Annotated in this window: 9 protein-coding genes; 5 read left to right on the top strand and 4 right to left on the bottom strand. The window is 73.1% G+C overall.

The genetic code is table 11. The annotated features are described in order from the left end of the window. Positions 1-38: 38 nt before the first annotated feature. Entirely contained in the window at positions 39-3734 is a 3696-nt protein-coding gene (mfd, locus tag OG767_RS05530; protein ID WP_405092434.1) for a transcription-repair coupling factor, read from the bottom strand. Positions 3735-3974: 240 nt separating this feature from the next. On the opposite strand from mfd, the gene OG767_RS05525 reads away from it, so the two are divergent. Further along, positions 3975-4883: a cyclase family protein gene (locus OG767_RS05525; protein WP_405092433.1), complete on the top strand. Its 909-nt coding sequence runs from the start codon at positions 3975-3977 to the stop codon at positions 4881-4883. Between the two features lie 92 nt (positions 4884-4975). On the opposite strand, the gene OG767_RS05520 is transcribed toward OG767_RS05525, so the two are convergent. Further along, the gene (locus tag OG767_RS05520; RefSeq protein WP_405092432.1) at positions 4976-6016 is read right to left on the bottom strand and encodes a S66 peptidase family protein; all 1041 of its coding nucleotides are present in this window, start codon (positions 6014-6016) and stop codon (positions 4976-4978) included. 85 nt (positions 6017-6101) lie between these two features. Here OG767_RS05520 and OG767_RS05515 point away from each other — a divergent pair, with 85 nt between their 5' ends. Then, the gene (locus OG767_RS05515; protein WP_405092431.1) at positions 6102-7136 is read left to right on the top strand and encodes a hypothetical protein; all 1035 of its coding nucleotides are present in this window, start codon (positions 6102-6104) and stop codon (positions 7134-7136) included. A gap of 124 nt (positions 7137-7260) precedes the next feature. After that, positions 7261-10047, top strand: coding sequence for a phosphoenolpyruvate carboxylase (gene ppc, locus OG767_RS05510; RefSeq protein ID WP_405092430.1), 2787 nt, complete (start codon positions 7261-7263; stop codon positions 10045-10047). A gap of 71 nt (positions 10048-10118) precedes the next feature. Here the strand turns inward: ppc and OG767_RS05505 are convergent, their stop codons facing one another. Further along, positions 10119-10946 (bottom strand): hypothetical protein, encoded by an 828-nt coding sequence (locus tag OG767_RS05505; protein WP_405092429.1) that lies wholly within the window; start codon positions 10944-10946, stop codon positions 10119-10121. A gap of 55 nt (positions 10947-11001) precedes the next feature. On the opposite strand from OG767_RS05505, the gene OG767_RS05500 reads away from it, so the two are divergent. After that, complete coding sequence (locus OG767_RS05500; protein WP_405092428.1) at positions 11002-12180, top strand: DNA recombination protein RmuC; 1179 nt, start codon at positions 11002-11004, stop codon at positions 12178-12180. A 148-nt stretch (positions 12181-12328) separates the two neighbouring features. Continuing rightward, a complete protein-coding gene (locus tag OG767_RS05495) occupies positions 12329-15622 on the top strand; it encodes a S8 family serine peptidase (protein ID WP_405092427.1) in 3294 nt (1097 codons plus the stop codon). Positions 15623-15752: 130 nt separating this feature from the next. Here the strand turns inward: OG767_RS05495 and OG767_RS05490 are convergent, their stop codons facing one another. After that, positions 15753-16163: a hypothetical protein gene (locus OG767_RS05490; RefSeq protein WP_405092426.1), complete on the bottom strand. Its 411-nt coding sequence runs from the start codon at positions 16161-16163 to the stop codon at positions 15753-15755. Positions 16164-16197 lie beyond the last annotated feature (34 nt).

Raw genomic sequence — 16197 nt, 5'->3', positions numbered from 1 at the left:
TCTCTCACGCCCCGTATCCGGCTGTGACGCCGCCCACCTCACCGCGCCCCCGCCCCGGTGGGCTGCGCCGCCGCCGGTTCCCCCAACACGTCGGAGAGGAGCTGCGCGCACCACTCCAACAGCGCCTGGTCGCGCAGCGGCTCGCCACCGATCCGTCTGGTGCTCGGCCGGGGCACGCTGACCTGGTCGAGCGCCTGCTTGTAGACCGAGTCGGGGTGGTAGCGCTTGAGCCGCATCTGCTTCGAGTCGGGCAGCGGCAGCGGGCCGAACCGGATGTGCTTGCCCTGCATCGACACGTCGGTCAGGCCGTAGCGGCGGGCCAGCAGCCGGAAGTTCGCCACCGCGACCAGGTTCTGCACCGGGGCGGGCGGCTCGCCGTACCGGTCGGTCATCTCGGCCACCACCTCGCGCAGCCGCTCGGCGTCGCGGGCCTCGGCGAGCTTGCGGTACATCTCCAGCCGCAGCCGTTCCACGCCGACGTAGTCGTGCGGCAGGTGCGCGTCGATCGGCAGGTCGATCTTGACGTCCACCTCCTCCTCGGCGTGCTCGCCCTTGAACGCGGACACCGCCTCGCCGACCATCCGTACGTACAGGTCGAAGCCGACGCCCTCGATGTGGCCGGACTGCTCGCCGCCGAGCAGGTTGCCGGCGCCACGGATCTCCAGGTCCTTCATCGCCACGTACATGCCGGCGCCCAGCTCGGTGTGCTGCGCGATGGTGGCCAGCCGCTCGTGCGCGTTCTCGGTGAGCGGCTTCTCCGGCGGGTAGAGGAAGTATGCGTACGCGCGCTCCCGGCCCCGGCCGACCCGGCCGCGGATCTGGTGGAGCTGGGCCAGGCCGAGCAGGTCGGCACGCTCGACGATCAGCGTGTTGGCGTTCGGGATGTCGATGCCGGACTCCACGATCGTGGTGCAGACCAGGACGTCGAACTCCTTCTCCCAGAAGCCGACCATCACCTTCTCCAGCGCCTCCTCGCCCATCTGGCCGTGCGCCACCGCGACCCGGGCCTCGGGCACCAGCTCACGGATCCGGCGGGCCGCCTTGTCGATCGACTCGACGCGGTTGTGCAGGTAGAACACCTGCCCGTCGCGGAGCAGCTCGCGGTGGACCGACGCGGCCACCTGCCGGTCGTCGTACGCCCCGACGAACGTGAGCACCGGGTGCCGCTCCTCCGGCGGGGTGGCGATGGTGGACATCTCCCGGATGCCGGTGATCGCCATCTCCAGCGTCCGCGGGATCGGGGTGGCCGACATGGCGAGCACGTCGACCGAGGCGCGCAGCGTCTTCAGGTGCTCCTTGTGCTCGACGCCGAAGCGCTGCTCCTCGTCGATGATGACCAGCCCGAGAGACTTGAACCGGGTGGCCGCCTGGAGCAGCCGGTGGGTACCGATGACGATGTCGACGGTGCCCTCGGCGACCATCTCCAGCGTCCGCTCGGACTCCTTCGGGGTCTGGAACCGGGAGAGTTGCCGGATGTTCACCGGGAACTGGCTCATCCGCTCGGCGAACGTGTTGTAGTGCTGCTGCACGAGCAGCGTGGTGGGCACCAGCACGGCCACCTGCTTGCCGTCCTGCACCGCCTTGAACGCCGCGCGGACCGCGATCTCGGTCTTGCCGTAGCCGACGTCGCCGCAGATCAGCCGGTCCATCGGGACGGTCTGCTCCATGTCCCGCTTGACCTCCTCGATGGCGGCCATCTGGTCCGGCGTCTCCTGCCAGGGGAACGCGTCCTCCAGCTCCCGCTGCCACGGGGTGTCCGGCCCGAAGTTGTGCCCCTTGGACGCCTTCCGGGCCGCGTAGAGCTGGATGAGCTGGGCGGCGATCTCGCGGACCGCCTTGCGGGCCCGGGCCTTGGACTTCTGCCAGTCCGAGCCGCCCATCTTGTGCAGCGTCGGCTGCTCGCCGCCGACGTAGCGGGAGAGCTGGTCGAGCTGGTCGGTGGGGACGAAGAGGCGGTCACCGGGCTGGCCGCGCTTGCTCGCCGCGTACTCGATGACCAGGTATTCCCGGCTGGCGCCGTTGACGGTGCGCTGCACCAGCTCGACGTAGCGGCCGATGCCGTGCTGCTCGTGCACCACGAAGTCGCCGGCCCGCAGTTCGAGGGGGTCGATGGTGTTGCGCCGCCGGCTGGGCATCTTGCGCATGTCGCGGGTGGAGGTGCCCCGGCCGCCGGTGACGTCGTTGCCGGTCAGCAGCACGAACCGGGACGCCTCGTCGACGAAGCCGGCGGTCAGGCAGCCGCAGGAGACCAGCACCTCACCCGGGGCGGGCGCGGCCGGCACCTCCTCCACCAGCCGGGCGCCGAGGCCGGCGTCGCGGAGCACCTCGACGGCCCGCTGGGCGGGACCGTGCCCCTCGAACACCAGCGCGATCGACCAGCCCTCGCCGGCCCAGCGCTTCAGGTCGTCGACCACCCGGGCGGTCTCGCCGTGGTAGAGCGGGGCCGGCTGGGCGGCCAGGCTCACCGCGATGGCGTCGTCGGGCGTGACGTCGACCTCGGCCGGTGCGTCCTCCCAGGGCTGCCGGGCCGGCGCGGCCTCTTCGACCATAATTCGGCCTCCGCGCCGGTAGCCGGCGCTCCGGACCGAATGAGGGTCGGCCTCCACCAGGCCGAACGGGGCGAGCGTCCACCAGGGCTGGCGCAGGGCACGGGCCTGCGTGCGTACCTCGGCCAGGGTCTTGAAGGCGGCGGCGCCGAGGTCGACCGGGGCCTGGCCGCCGACGGCGGCCGCGGCCCAGCTCGCCTGGAGGAACTCCTCCGAGGTACGGACCAGGTCGTGCGCCCGGGTGCGGATGCGCTCCGGGTCGCAGAGCAGCACGTGGGTGCCGGCCGGCATGCAGTCGACGAGCAGTTCCAGCGCGTCGTCGCCGATCAGCGCCGGCGCGAGCGACTCCATCCCCTCGACCGGGATGCCCTCGGCCAGCTTGTCGAGGATCTCGGCCAGCTCGGGGTGCTCGGCGGCGAGCGCGGCGGCCCGCTGCCGGACCTCCGGGGTGAGCAGCAGCTCACGGCAGGGCGGCGCCCAGAGCTGCGCCACGCCCTCGATGGTGCGCTGGTCGGCGACCGCGAAGGTGCGGATCTCCTCCACCTCGTCGCCCCAGAACTCGACCCGGGACGGGTGCTCGTCGGTGGGCGGGAAGACGTCCAGGATGCCGCCGCGCACGGCGAACTCGCCGCGCTTGGTGACCAGGTCGACCCGCGCGTACGCCATGTCGGTGAGCCGGCGGGCGACCTCCTCCAGGTCGGCCTCCTCACCGGCGGCGAGCTGCACGGGCTCCAGGTCGCCGAGGCCCTTGAGCTGCGGCTGGAGCAGCGACCGGACCGGCGCGACGACCACCCGCAGCGGCCCGGTACGCCCGTGCGCGTCGGCCGAGTCGGGGTGGGCCAGCCGGCGCAGCACGGCCAGACGCCGGCCGACCGTGTCGGAGCGGGGCGAGAGCCGCTCGTGCGGCAGCGTCTCCCAGGACGGGAAGACCGCCACCTGCTCCGGCGGCAGCAGGCTGCCCAGCGCCGAGACCAGGTCGTCGGCCTCCCGGGTGGTGGCGGTGACCGCGAGCACCGGCCGGCCGGCCCCCTGCTCGTCGGCGGCCACTGCCGCGACCGCGAACGGGCGCAGCGCGGCGGGTGCGGTGAGGTCGAGACCATCGACCTGGGCGGCACCGGAGCGCGCCAGGTCACGCGCCCGGGCCAGCCCGGGGTCGGCCAGGGCGGCGGCGAAGAGTCCGGTGAGCATCAGTGATCACTTCCAGCGCTTGACACGACGACGACCCCGCGTCCAGCCGGACGGGGGGTGCACCGTTCGACCCTATCCCCCTCCGCACGACGCGCGCCGCCGCGCGCAGATTCACGGAAAGAGTGGCCTTCGGATCGCTCATAGGCACTCTTTCCGTGAATTTGCCGCGCACCTTGACGGGGGCGCACCTTGACGGGGGCGCTCCTTGACGGGGGTCGAGGGGGCGTGGTGGCGTGGGGCATGGGTGAGTATCGGGCGGTCTTCGACGCCGAGGTGGTCTTCGTCAACGGTGGTGGACTGCGCACCGACGGGTTCCGGCTGGACGTGCCCGACCCCGGGATCACCGACGACGAGCTGGCCGCGTTGCTGGTCCGGCACCTCGGGCTGCTGATGGTCGGCGAGGTGCGGATCACCAACCGGACCGTCGTCGAGGAGCCGCACAAGGGCGGGCGCGGCATCGCCGCCCCGGCCACCGACGGGCGGCGGCTGGTCGAGCTGAGTCACGAGATCACCGCCGGTCTGGTCACGCTGCCCGGCTGGCCGGGGCCGCGGATCACCGACTGGCTCACCCGGGAGACCTCCCGCCAGCGGTACGCGCCGGGCGTCGAGTTCCACGTCGGGCGCATCGACATGATCGCCAACACCGGCACGTACGTCGACACGCCGTCGCACCGCTTCGCGGACGGTCCCGACCTGGCCGGGGTGCCCCTGGACCGACTGGCCGACCTGCCCGGTCTGGTGGTCCGCGTGCCCGCCGGGGTCCGCGCCGTGGACCGCCTGCTGCTCGCCCCGTACGAGGTGACCGGGCGGGCGGTGCTGCTGCACACCGGCTGGGACACGCACTTCGGCACCGACCGGTACGCCGCCGAGGACGCGCCCTACCTGACCGGCGACGGCGCTTCCTGGCTGGTCGAGGCCGGCGCGACACTCGTCGGCATCGACTCGATCAACATCGACGACATGACGCCGGCGGCGGCCGGCGAGCGCCCGGCGCACAGCGCGCTGCTGGCCGCCGGCATTCCGATCGTGGAACACCTGACCGGCCTGTCCGAGCTGCCGCCCACCGGTTTCCGGTTCACCGCCGCCCCACCGAGAGTGGCCGGCATGGGCACGTTCCCGGTCCGCGCCTTCGCCACCACCAAACCCTGACCCGGACCACGCACCTCCCGAGCACCGATGCGACAGGTGGAGGCGCGAGGACCGGTCGACGGCGCACCCGGCGCCGGCGTGTTCGTGCGGGGTCAGTAGCGCACGGCGATCCGCCGCTCGACGGCGTCGACCAGGATCTCGCCGCCGTACGGGATGATCAACTGGGGGTCGGTGTGGCCGAGGTCGACGTCGAAGACCACCACCGGGTCGTCGACGTAGGGGCCGATCGCCCGCAGGACCGCCGCCCGCTGCGCCTCGCCCCACGCGGCCCGCTCCGCGACGGACAGCGGCCGGCCGAAGTCCCACGCCTTGGGGCGGCCGACCACGATCGCCGGGAAGCCGGCCAGCAGGCCGCGCTCGCCCAGGTTCCGCACGATCCGGAAGACCTCCTGCGCCGACGGCATCTCCTGCGAGGTCTCCAGCAGCAGCACCGAGCCGGCCAGCTCGGCGGCGGACGGCACCCGGTCGGCCGCCGCCAGCCAGTGCAGGATCTCCAGGTTGCCGCCCCAGGTTCGGCCCCGCACCACCCGGGCCGGCCCGTGCCAGCGCCAGCCCGCGCCGGGCAGCATCGACGGCTCCTCGGTCAGCGTCGTCGGGTCCTGCCAGTCGAGCGGCTCGTCGCCCCACTCGGGAGCCGGCGTCAGGTCGTACCAGTCGGAGGTGAACAGCGCCGCGCGCAGCGAGTCGAACGTCAGCGGGTGCGGGCGGCCGGGCCGGCCGAGGTGCACCAGCACCGAGCCGCCGTGGTAGGCCACCATCCCCAGCCGGTGCAGGTGGTTGAGCACGTTGGTGTTGTCGGAGTAGCCGAGGTACGGCTTCGGGTTGGCGCGCAGCACGTCGTCGTCGAGGAACGGGGTGACCGTGATCAGGTCGTCGCCGCCGACGGTGGCCAGCACCGCCGTGATGGTCGGGTCGGCGAACGCGGCGGTCAGGTCGCGCGCCCGGTCGCGCGGGTCGGCGCCCACCTGCCGGGTGGTCGGGTACTCCACCGGCACCAGGTGCAGCTCCTCACGGAGCCGGCGCAGGCCCAGCTCGTACACGTGGGGAAAGAGACCCGGCAGGCCGGCGGAGGGTGAGACGACCGCGACCCGGTCGCCCGGCTGCGGCTTGGTGGGGTAACGCGGCGTCGTCATGATCCGAACGCTATCGGCAGGCACCAGCGATTTCCGCCCGGCGAAACCGCAAAAATGGGGCACATGCCGGCAATAGGCTGGGCGCGTGGACGACGAGCCGGAGCTGCGGACCCGGGACTGGCTGCCGCGCACCGCGGCGCTGGTGCTCGGCACCCTGGCGCTGGCCAGCGCGTTCATCGCGGCCTACGTCGGCGCGCTGCACAAGCCGGAACCACGCGACCTGCCGGTCGCCGTGGTGACCTCCGACCAGCAGGCGCAGGCCGTGATGACCGCCGTCCGCGCCCGCACGAACACCATCAAACCCGTCGGGTACGACAGTCAGGCCCGCGCCGTCGACGGCCTCCACGACCGATCGGTGTACGCGGTGCTCAGCTCCGCCCCGGGCGGCCTGACCCTGGCCACCGCCAGCGCCGGCGCGCCGGCCGCCACCGAGCTGGTCACCGACGTGTTCACCCAGGCCGCCCAGCAGGCCGGGGTGCCGCTGCAGGTCACCGACGAGGTGCCGGTGTCCGACGGCGACCCGCGCGGCCTGGTCCCGTTCTACCTGGCGGTCGGCGTGGTGCTCGGCGGCTACCTGGCCTCCACCGCGCTGGGCATCTCGCTCGGCACCAGCCCGCGCGGGCTGCGCCGGGCCGGCCTGCGGATCGCCACGCTCGCGGTGCACTCCATCCTGCTCGGCACCATCGGGGCGGTGCTGGTCGGGCCGGTGCTGGACGTGTTCGACCACGACGTGGGCACCATCGCGGTGGTCGGCGCGCTCGCCGCGTTCGCGGCCGGGATGGTGGCGGCGGCCGTGCAGGCGTGGCTCGGGCTGCTCGGCACCGGGCTGGTGATCCTGCTGCTGGTGGTGCTCGGCAACCCGGGCTCCGGCGGCATCTACGCGCCCGAGTTCCTGCCCGCGTTCCTGCGCGGGATGCACCGCTGGAACGTGCCCGGGCTCGCCACCGACCTGCTCAAGTCGGCCGTCTACTTCGACTGGCGCGGTGGCGGCTGGGCGTTGACCGGGCTGCTGGTCTGGGTGGTCGTCGGGCTGGTCGGGCTGCTCACCGCCACGGTGTTCCGGGCCCGTCGGCGGGCCGCGCGGACCGGCCCGGGACGGCACACCGCCGTCGACAGGTGACCGGCCGGCACGTCCCAGAGTGCAGATCATCACGCCGTCCCCCTCCTCCGTCCGGGGCCCGCGCGGATACCATCCAGGGGAGTCGGACAGCGCTGTCCTTCGTCCTCGCGTAAGGAGCGCACCCGTGACCGACCAGCACGACCACGACGGCCCCGACGCCGCTCTCCGGGCCGACATCCGCCGCCTCGGCACGCTGCTCGGGCAGACCGTGGCCCGCCAGGAGGGCCGCCCCCTGCTCGACCTGGTCGAGGAGATCCGCGCCCAGGTCCGCTCCGACGCGCCGGCCGCCGCGCAGCGCCTCGCCGGGCTCGACGTCACCACCGGCACGAAGCTGGCCCGCGCCTTCTCCACCTACTTCCACCTGGCGAACATCACCGAGCAGGTGCACCGCGCCCGCGACCTGCGTCGCCGCCGCGCCACCCACGGCGGCTGGCTGGACCAGGCGGCCAAGATGATCGCCGAGCGTGGCGTGCCGGCCGAGGAGATCGCCGCCGCGGCCCGCCGGCTCGCCGTCCGCCCGGTGTTCACCGCGCACCCGACCGAGGCGGCCCGCCGGTCCATCCTGTCCAAGCTGCGCGCGGTCGCCGACGAGCTGGACGCCGAGACCGCCAACGCCATCCTCTACGGCGCCAGCGACGAGGGCCCGGCCAACCGCCGCCTCGCCGAGCTGCTCGACCTGATGTGGCAGACCGACGAGCTGCGACTCGACCGGCCGGACCCGACCGACGAGGCCCGCAACGCCATCTACTACCTGCGCGACCTGCACGCCGAGGCCGCCCCGCAGGTTCTCGACGACCTCGCCGACACGCTGCGCACGCTCGGTGTGGAGACGTCGCCGACGGCCCGCCCGCTGACGTTCGGCACCTGGATCGGCGGCGACCGCGACGGCAACCCGTTCGTCACCCCGACGGTCACCCGCGAGGTGCTGCGCATCCAGCACGAGCACGGCATCGAGGCCACCGAGAAGGCGATGGACGAGCTGATCAGCGAGGTCAGCGTCTCCCGCCGGCTGCGCGCGGTCTCGCTCGACCTCTCCGCCAGCCTGGCGAAGGACCTGGACGCGCTGCCCGAGGTGGCGCCCCGGTTCCGCCGGGTCAACGCCGAGGAGCCCTACCGCCTCAAGGCCCGCTGCGTGAAGGCGAAGCTGGCCAACACCCGGGAGCGGCTGCGCGCCGGCACCAGCCACGTGCCGGGCCGCGACTACCGGGGCGCGACCGAGCTGATCGCCGACCTGGAGCTGCTGCGCGCCTCGCTGGCCCGCAACTCCGGCCAGCTCACCGCCGTCGGGCGGCTGGCCTCCACCATCCGTACGGTCTCCGCGTTCGGGCTGCACCTGGCCACCATGGACATCCGGGAGCACGCGGAGAAGCACCACGAGGTGCTGGCGCAGCTCTACGAGACGGTCGGCGAGGTCTCCGACTACCCGTCGCTGACCCGGTTGGAGCGCACCAAGCTGCTCGCCGACGAGCTGACCGGTCGCCGGCCGCTCTCCACCCAGGACAGCCCGCTCACCGAGTCGGCCCGCAAGACGTTCGACGTGTTCTCCGCGATCCGCGAGGCGCAGGACCGGTTCGGTCCCGAGGTCATCGAGTCGTACATCATCTCGATGACGCTGGGCGTGGACGACGTGCTCGCCGCGGTGGTGCTGGCCCGCGAGGCCGGCCTGGTCGACGTGCAGAGCGGGCGGGCCCGGATCGGCATCGTGCCGCTGCTGGAGACGCCGGCCGAGCTGAACACCGGCGGCGAGCTGCTCGACGAGCTGCTGTCGCTGCCGGCCTACCGGGCGCTGGTGGCGGCCCGGGGCGACGTGCAGGAGGTGATGCTGGGCTACTCCGACTCCAACAAGGAGGCGGGCATCACCACCAGCCAGTGGTCCATCCACCGGGCCCAGCGCGCGCTGCGGGACGTGGCCGCCCGGCACGGCGTACACCTGCGGTTGTTCCACGGTCGGGGCGGCACGGTCGGTCGGGGCGGCGGCCCCACCCACGAGGCGATCCTGGCGCAGCCGTACGGCACGCTGGACGGCGCGATCAAGGTGACCGAGCAGGGCGAGGTCATCTCCGACAAGTACACGCTGCCGGCGCTGGCCCGGGAGAACCTGGAACTGACCGTGGCGGCCGTGCTCCAGGCCACGCTGCTGCACACCGCGCCCCGGCAGCCGGCCGAGATGCTGGAGCGCTGGGACGCGGCGATGGACGTGGTGTCGGACTCGGCGTTCCGGTCGTACCGCTCCCTGGTCGAGGACCCGGACCTGCCGGCCTACTTCTGGGCGTCCACCCCGACCGAGCTGCTCGGCGCGTTGAACATCGGCTCCCGGCCGGCGAAGCGCCCGAACACCGGCGCGGGCCTGTCCGGCCTGCGGGCCATTCCGTGGGTGTTCGGCTGGACGCAGACCCGGCAGATCGTGCCGGGCTGGTTCGGCGTCGGCTCCGGGCTGGCCGCCGCGCGCACCGCCGGGCTGGCCGACGTGCTCGCCGAGATGAACCGGAACTGGCACTTCTTCCGCACGTTCCTGTCGAACGTCGAGATGATGCTGACCAAGACCGACCTGACCATCGCCCGCCGCTACGTGGAGACGCTGGTCCCGAAGAAGCTGCACCCGATCTTCGCCAAGATCGAGGAGGAGTACGAGCTGACCAAGCAGGAGGTGCTGGCGATCACCGGCTCGCCGGCCCTGCTGGAGAACTCGCCGGTGCTCCAGCGCACGCTCGCCGTGCGGGACACCTACCTCGAACCGCTGCACCACCTCCAGGTGGCGCTGCTGCGGCAGTACCGCGAGTCCGGCGCCGCCGGGCGGGCGGTGGCGACCGCGCCCGGCGGCCGGCGCGCCCCGAACGACGGTACGGCGCTGGAGCGGGCGCTGCTGACCACCGTCAACGGCATCGCCGCCGGCATGCGCAACACCGGCTGAGGTGTAAGGAGGGGCCCCCGCTTAACGCATTCTGCATAGGCGGGGGCCCCTGTTAACGCCGGCGGCGCGGGCTACCAGTCGCCGCCACCGAAATCGCCGCCGCCGAAATCGCCGCCGCCGAAGTCCCCACCGAAGTCACCGCCGCCACCGAAGTCGCCCTGGCCGCCGACGTCGCCGCCGGCGTAGTCACCCTGACCGCCGACGTCGTTGCCGCCCGGGTCGCCGTAGTCCTGGCCGTCGCCGAAGCCGTCCTGGAAGCCCTCCTGGTAGCCGGCCTCGTAGCCGTAGCCCGGGTCGGCGAACGCGGGCGAGAAGAGCGCGTCCGCGATCAGCATGCCGCCGAGCACCCCGGCGCCCGCGCCCAGCGCGGTCTTCCACCACGGCGTGGAGTACCAGCCGGCCGGCACCGGCCGGCCCTGCATGTGACCGCCCGGGTAGTAGTAGGGCGTGTGGCTGCCCGGCTGCGGGCCGGCCCGGAACGTCTGGCCCTGCACGTTGACCTCGCGCTCCTTGGTGAGCTGGCCGACCCCGCGGGCGGCGGCCAGCGGCGGCAGCTCCGGGCCCGGGTCGATGCCCATCGCCGTACGCGCCGCCCGGATGTACGCCAGCCCCTCCAGCGCGGTCTCCCGGGCCAACGCGAACTGGTGCGGCGTACGCGCCTGCTCGAGCTGTGAGCCGGCGGCGTTGTAGCGCTCACCGGCGTCGGCCAGCGCCTGGCGCACTGCCGGCGCGTCGCCGTGCAGGTTCATCAGCTGGCCGCCGAGCCGCTCGTACCAGCGCTGCGCCTCGGCCCGCGCGTCCGCCATCTCGTTGGCCCGCCGGGACCTGCTCCCCCACCGCCAGAACACGAACGCACCTCCGAGCATCAGGACCAGGAACAGCCACAGGGCACCTTCCACGACCTCGAAGGTACCCAGCTCGCGCACGTCGTACCCGTTTGGCAAGCTCTCCGGCATGAGCTTCTCGACGCTGGCCGTGGTGGTGCTCTGCCTCGCCGCCGGCGGCGCGGTGGGCTGGCTCGCGGCCCGGGCCCGGTCGGCGGCCGACGTGGCCCGGCTGGAGGCGACGCTGGCGGCCACCCGGGAGGGTGAGGGGCGGCTGGAGCAGTCGATGCGCGCGCTCAGCTACGAGGCGACCGCGCAGTCGCAGGAGGCGGTGGCGCGGGCGGTCGCGCCGCTGCACGACTCGCTGCGCCGCTACGAGCAACGCGTCGCCGAGCTGGAGCACGACCGGGTCGACGCCTACGCCGAGCTGCGCGAGCAGGTGCGCGCGATGAGCACGGTCTCCGGTGAGCTGCGCACCGAGACCAAGCAGCTCGTCGCCGCGCTGCGTGCGCCGCAGGTGCGGGGACGCTGGGGCGAGCACCAGCTCCGGCGGATCGTCGAGGCGGCCGGCATGCTGGAGCACTGCGACTTCAGCGAGCAGGTCACCGCCGCCACCGAGCACCAGGGGGTCCGTCCCGACCTGGTGGTGCGGCTGCACGGCGGGCGCACGGTGGTGGTCGACGCCAAGGCGCCGTTCGACGCCTACCTGACCGCGATGGAGGCGCGCGACGAACGCGGGCGGGACACCCAGCTCGACGCGCACGCGCGGCACCTGCGGGCACACGTGGACGGCCTGGCCGCCAAGTCCTACTGGACGGCGTTCGACCAGACGCCCGAGTTCGTGGTGCTGTTCGTGCCGGCCGACCCGTTCCTGGACGTGGCGTTGCAGCGTGATCCCTCGCTGTTGGAGCATGCGTTCACCCGCAACGTGGTGCTGGCCACGCCGGCCACGCTGGTGGCGCTGCTGCGTACGGTCGCCTACTCCTGGCGGCAGGAGGCGTTGGCGCGCAACGCGGCCACCGTCCACTCGCTGGCCCGTGAGCTGTACGGGCGGCTGTCCACGCTGGGCGACCACGTCGGCAAGCTGGGCAGCTCGCTGAGCGGGGCGGTGACGGCGTACAACAGGGCGGTCGGTTCGCTGGAGGCCCGGGTGCTGGTCAGCGCGCGCAAGCTGGCCGAGCTGGGCGTCTCGGGCGACGAGCTGGCCGCCCCGGCGCAGGTCGAGCTGGCGCCCCGGCAGCCGCAGGCGCCGGAGTTGCTGAACGGGCCGTCCACATCGGCCGAACGGTCGGCAGGCATCGACGTCTAACACGGTCGGCATGACGATGACGGCCGATCCTTGTCACGGAGTGGTCACAAAGCCAACCCCGGTAGTGACACGACTCGACACGCCACGAAGGATCTGCGTCACACGCGCCCTGTCCCCTGAAGGGCCCTGTTCTCTGGAGGAAGAGAACGTGAGTCAACCCCGCAATCGGAGCCGGCGCCCCTCCGCCGCGCTCTTCGCCTCGGTCCTCGCGGCCGGGGCCATGACCGTCGGGGGTGGCGCCGCGACCGCGAGCGCGGCCCCCGCCGCCCCCCGACCCTCGCAGCCGACCGCCGCGAAGGCCCTGGGCGCCCACGACGCCAAGCTGCTCGACGTGGCCGAGGCGAAGCACGCGCCGACCGTCACGATGATCATCGCGGCGAAGAAGGGCTCGGCCAAGAAGGTCGTCGACGGGCTGACCGGCCTCGGCGCCACCGTGAGCCAGCGGTACGACCAGGTCGGCTACGTGCTGGCCAAGGTCCCCACCGCCAAGGCGCTCAAGGCCGCCACGCTGCCCGGCGTCGCCGCCGCCGACCTCGACGAGACCATCACGCTCCCCGACCCGACGCCGGAGGCCGCGCCGAACGGCGCCAAGGCCGCCGAGCAGGGTGAGACGCTGGCCGGGCCTGGCGGGGACACCGGCGCGGTCAACCCGTACATGCCGACCAACGAGACCGGCGCGGAGGCGTTCAAGGCCGCCCACCCGGAGTGGGACGGCCGCGGCGTCACCATCGGCATCATGGACTCGGGCGTCGACCTGAACCAGCCGGCCCTCCAGCAGACCACCACCGGCGAGCGCAAGATCGTCGACTGGGTCACCGCGACCGACCCGCTCGAGGACGCGTCCTGGCGCCCGATGACCACCGAGGTCACCGGCCCGACGTTCAGCAACTCGCTGGGCACCTGGACGGCGCCGGCCGGCACCTACAAGTTCAACGTGTTCCGCGAGAACATCACCGCCGGCAGCGACGCGCGGGGCGACGTCAACCGGGACGGGGACACCACCGACGCCTGGGGCATCCTCTACAACCCGGCCAACGGTGACATCCGCGTCGACGTGAACCAGAACAACGACTTCACCGACGACGCGGTGATGCGGCCGTACAAGGAGAAGTTCCAGGTCGGCCAGTTCGGCACCGACGACCCGGCCACCGCCGTGCGGGAGCAGATCCCGTTCGTGGTCGAGTACCGGCGCAACGTCGACACCACCCCGGTCGGCGGCCCCGGCCTGGTCGACTACGTCAACATCGGCATCGTCGAGAGCACCCACGGCACGCACGTCGCCGGCATCACCGCCGCCAACGACATGCTGGGCAACAGCGCCTTCGACGGCGCCGCCCCGGGCGCCAAGCTGGTCTCCGCCCGGGCCTGCTCGTGGGGCGGCGGCTGCACCGCCGCGGCACTCACCACCGGCATGGTCGACCTGGTGGTCAACCGCAGGGTCGACGTGGTGAACATGTCGATCGGCGGCCTGCCGGCGCTGAACGACGGCTCGAACGCCCGCGCCGTGCTCTACAACGACCTGATCAACACCTACGGTGTGCAGTTGTTCATCTCGGCCGGCAACTCCGGTCCGGGCCTGAACACGGTCGGCGACCCGTCGGTCGCCACCGACGTGGTCAGCGTCGCGGCGAGCGTCAGCAAGGACACCTGGCTGGCGAACTACGGCTCGGTGGTCCGCAAGGACAACTGGCTGTTCAACTTCTCCTCCCGCGGCCCGCGTGAGGACGGCGGCTTCAAGCCGAACATCACCGCTCCCGGTTCGGCCATCTCCACCGCGCCGACCTGGCAGGCGGGCAACCCGGTGCCGGAGGCGGGCTACCCGCTGCCCCCGGGCTACCAGATGCTGAACGGCACCTCGATGGCCGCTCCGCAGACCGCCGGCGCCGCCGCGCTGCTGCTGTCGGCCGCGAAGGCGACCGGCACCGGCGTCACCCCGGCCGCGCTGCGCCGGGCCGTCTACACCTCGGCCAAGCCGATCGCGGGCGTCCCGACGTACGCGCAGGGCTACGGCATGGTCGACGTGCCGGGCGCGTGGAACCTGCTCGCCCAGGGCGTGCCGACCCGCACCTACACCTCCGAGGCCGCGGTCTGCACCGAGCTGTCGCCGAACCTGACCCGCTACGACCGGGCCTCCGGCACGTTCGTGCCGAGCCCGAACCTGGGCACCGGCGTCTACAACCGCTGCGCCGCCGACCGGGGCGGGCAGAAGGCCAAGGAGAGCCGCTACTACGAGGTCAAGTTGACCCGCACCAGCGGCCCGAACCGGGGCGTCAAGCACCTGGTCGACTTCCGCGGCAACGACGGCACCTGGACCGCCCCCAAGGAGGTCTGGCTGCCGCTGAACTCGACCGTCACCGTCAAGGTGAAGGCCAAGCCGATGACCGTCGGCGCGCACGGCGCGATCATGACCGTCGACGACCCGGCCACCTCGGTCGTCGACTTCGAGGTCGCCACCGTCGTGGTCGCCTCGACCGCGGTGACCGGCCCGGCGTACTCGTTCTCGGCCAACGGCTCGGTCGAGCGGAACAGCTTCACGTCGTACTTCGTGACGGTTCCGCAGGGCGCGGGCGCGCTCCAGGTCAACCTGTCCGGCATCGCGACCGGCTCGCAGACCCGGTTCATCGCCATCAACCCGTACGGCGTGCCGGTCGAGAGCACCGCGAGCACCGCCTGCTACACCAACTTCTCCGACGCCGCCGCCTGCAAGCCGCAGGAGCGCGACTACCAGAACCCGATCCCGGGTGTCTGGGAGATCGAGGTGGAGTCGCGGCGTACGTCGCCGGCGCTGGACAACCCGTTCACGCTCCAGGCGCGTGTGCAGGGCGTGCAGGTGGAGCCCGCCGTGGTCGAGCTGCCGTCGGTGACCGCCGGCACGCCGGCCCCGGTGAGCTGGAACCTGACCAACACGTTCGGCCCGGTCCAGGTGACCGGCGTCGGCGGCCCGCTGTCCAGCGTGCGCGCCGAGCGGCCGACCATCACCGAGGGCGCGACCCAGGAGTACACGGTGGACATCCCGGCCGGGACCACCTCGTTCTCCGCCCGGATCGGCAACACCGCCGACCTCGGCGCCGACCTGGACCTGTACATCTTCCGGGGCACCACCGAGGTGGGCCGGTCGGCCGACGGCGACTCGGAGGAGGCCGTCACGCTGACCAACCCGGTGGCCGCCACCTACCGGGTGGTCATCGAGGGCTACGCGGTCACCGCGGGCGGCACGGCGTACGACTACCGTGACTCGTTCGCGTCCCCGGCGCTGGGCTCGCTCTCCGCGCCGGCCACGCCGCTGTCCCTGGCCAACGGCGCCACCGCCACCCTCACCGGTGCGGTGACCGCGCTCGCCACCCCGGCCGCCGGCCGGGAACTGTTCGGTGACATGGCCGTCACCACCACCGAGGGCGCGGTCGTCGGCCGCGGTTCGGTGCAGATCCACGCGGTCAACTAGCCGCTGGTACGACGGGAGCCCCGTCCCCCGGTCCGGGGGGCGGGGCTCCTGCGTGCGTCCGGTGGCGTGGCCCCGAACGGGTCGGTCCGGTGGCCTGGCCGCGAACGGGTCGCCGTGGGCCCGGGGTGCGTCAGGCGGGGCGGGCCGACTCGACGACGAACGGGGTGCCCTGCTGGCAGGTGGTCATCATGCCCGGCTCGGGACGGCCGGTGACCTCCACCTTGGCGCCGGCCTTGAGCAGGTCGCGCGGGCCGCCGACCAGCAGGTGGTCGTCGAGCAGCAGGCAGTTCGGCTCGACGCCGGCGCGGATGGTGCCGTTCAGCGTGGTGCCGCCGACGCCCGGCGGCGTGGACGGGCCGCCCTTCCAGGTGGGGTCGGGGCGGCTCGGGCCGGTGCTGGATGCGGGGTCGGGCTGGCTGGTCACCGGGGCGGCTCCCGTCGGACTCGGGCTGGGGCTGGCGGGCTCGTCGCCCGGGCCGGCGCAGGCGGTCAGCGCGGCACCGGCGATCAGGGCTACGAGCACCGTCCGAGGAGTCTTCATGGTCGGTTGGACGCGTCGGGCGCCGGATCCGTTC

It is taken from the genome of Micromonospora sp. NBC_01392 (genome assembly GCF_045040125.1).
GTDB lineage: Bacteria > Actinomycetota > Actinomycetes > Mycobacteriales > Micromonosporaceae > Micromonospora.
The sequence above is the reverse complement of the archived record's forward strand: the minus strand, read 5'-3'. Positions and strand labels throughout refer to the sequence as shown.

Excerpts from the sequence above, each read along its gene's own strand:
- mfd (WP_405092434.1), bottom strand. The coding sequence starts at position 3,734 with ATGCTCACCGGACTCTTCGCCGCCGCCCTGGCCGACCCCGGGCTGGCC.
- OG767_RS05525 (WP_405092433.1), top strand. The coding sequence starts at position 3,975 with ATGGGTGAGTATCGGGCGGTCTTCGACGCCGAGGTGGTCTTCGTCAAC.
- OG767_RS05520 (WP_405092432.1), bottom strand. The coding sequence starts at position 6,016 with ATGACGACGCCGCGTTACCCCACCAAGCCGCAGCCGGGCGACCGGGTC.
- OG767_RS05500 (WP_405092428.1), top strand. The coding sequence starts at position 11,002 with ATGAGCTTCTCGACGCTGGCCGTGGTGGTGCTCTGCCTCGCCGCCGGC.
- OG767_RS05490 (WP_405092426.1), bottom strand. The coding sequence starts at position 16,163 with ATGAAGACTCCTCGGACGGTGCTCGTAGCCCTGATCGCCGGTGCCGCG.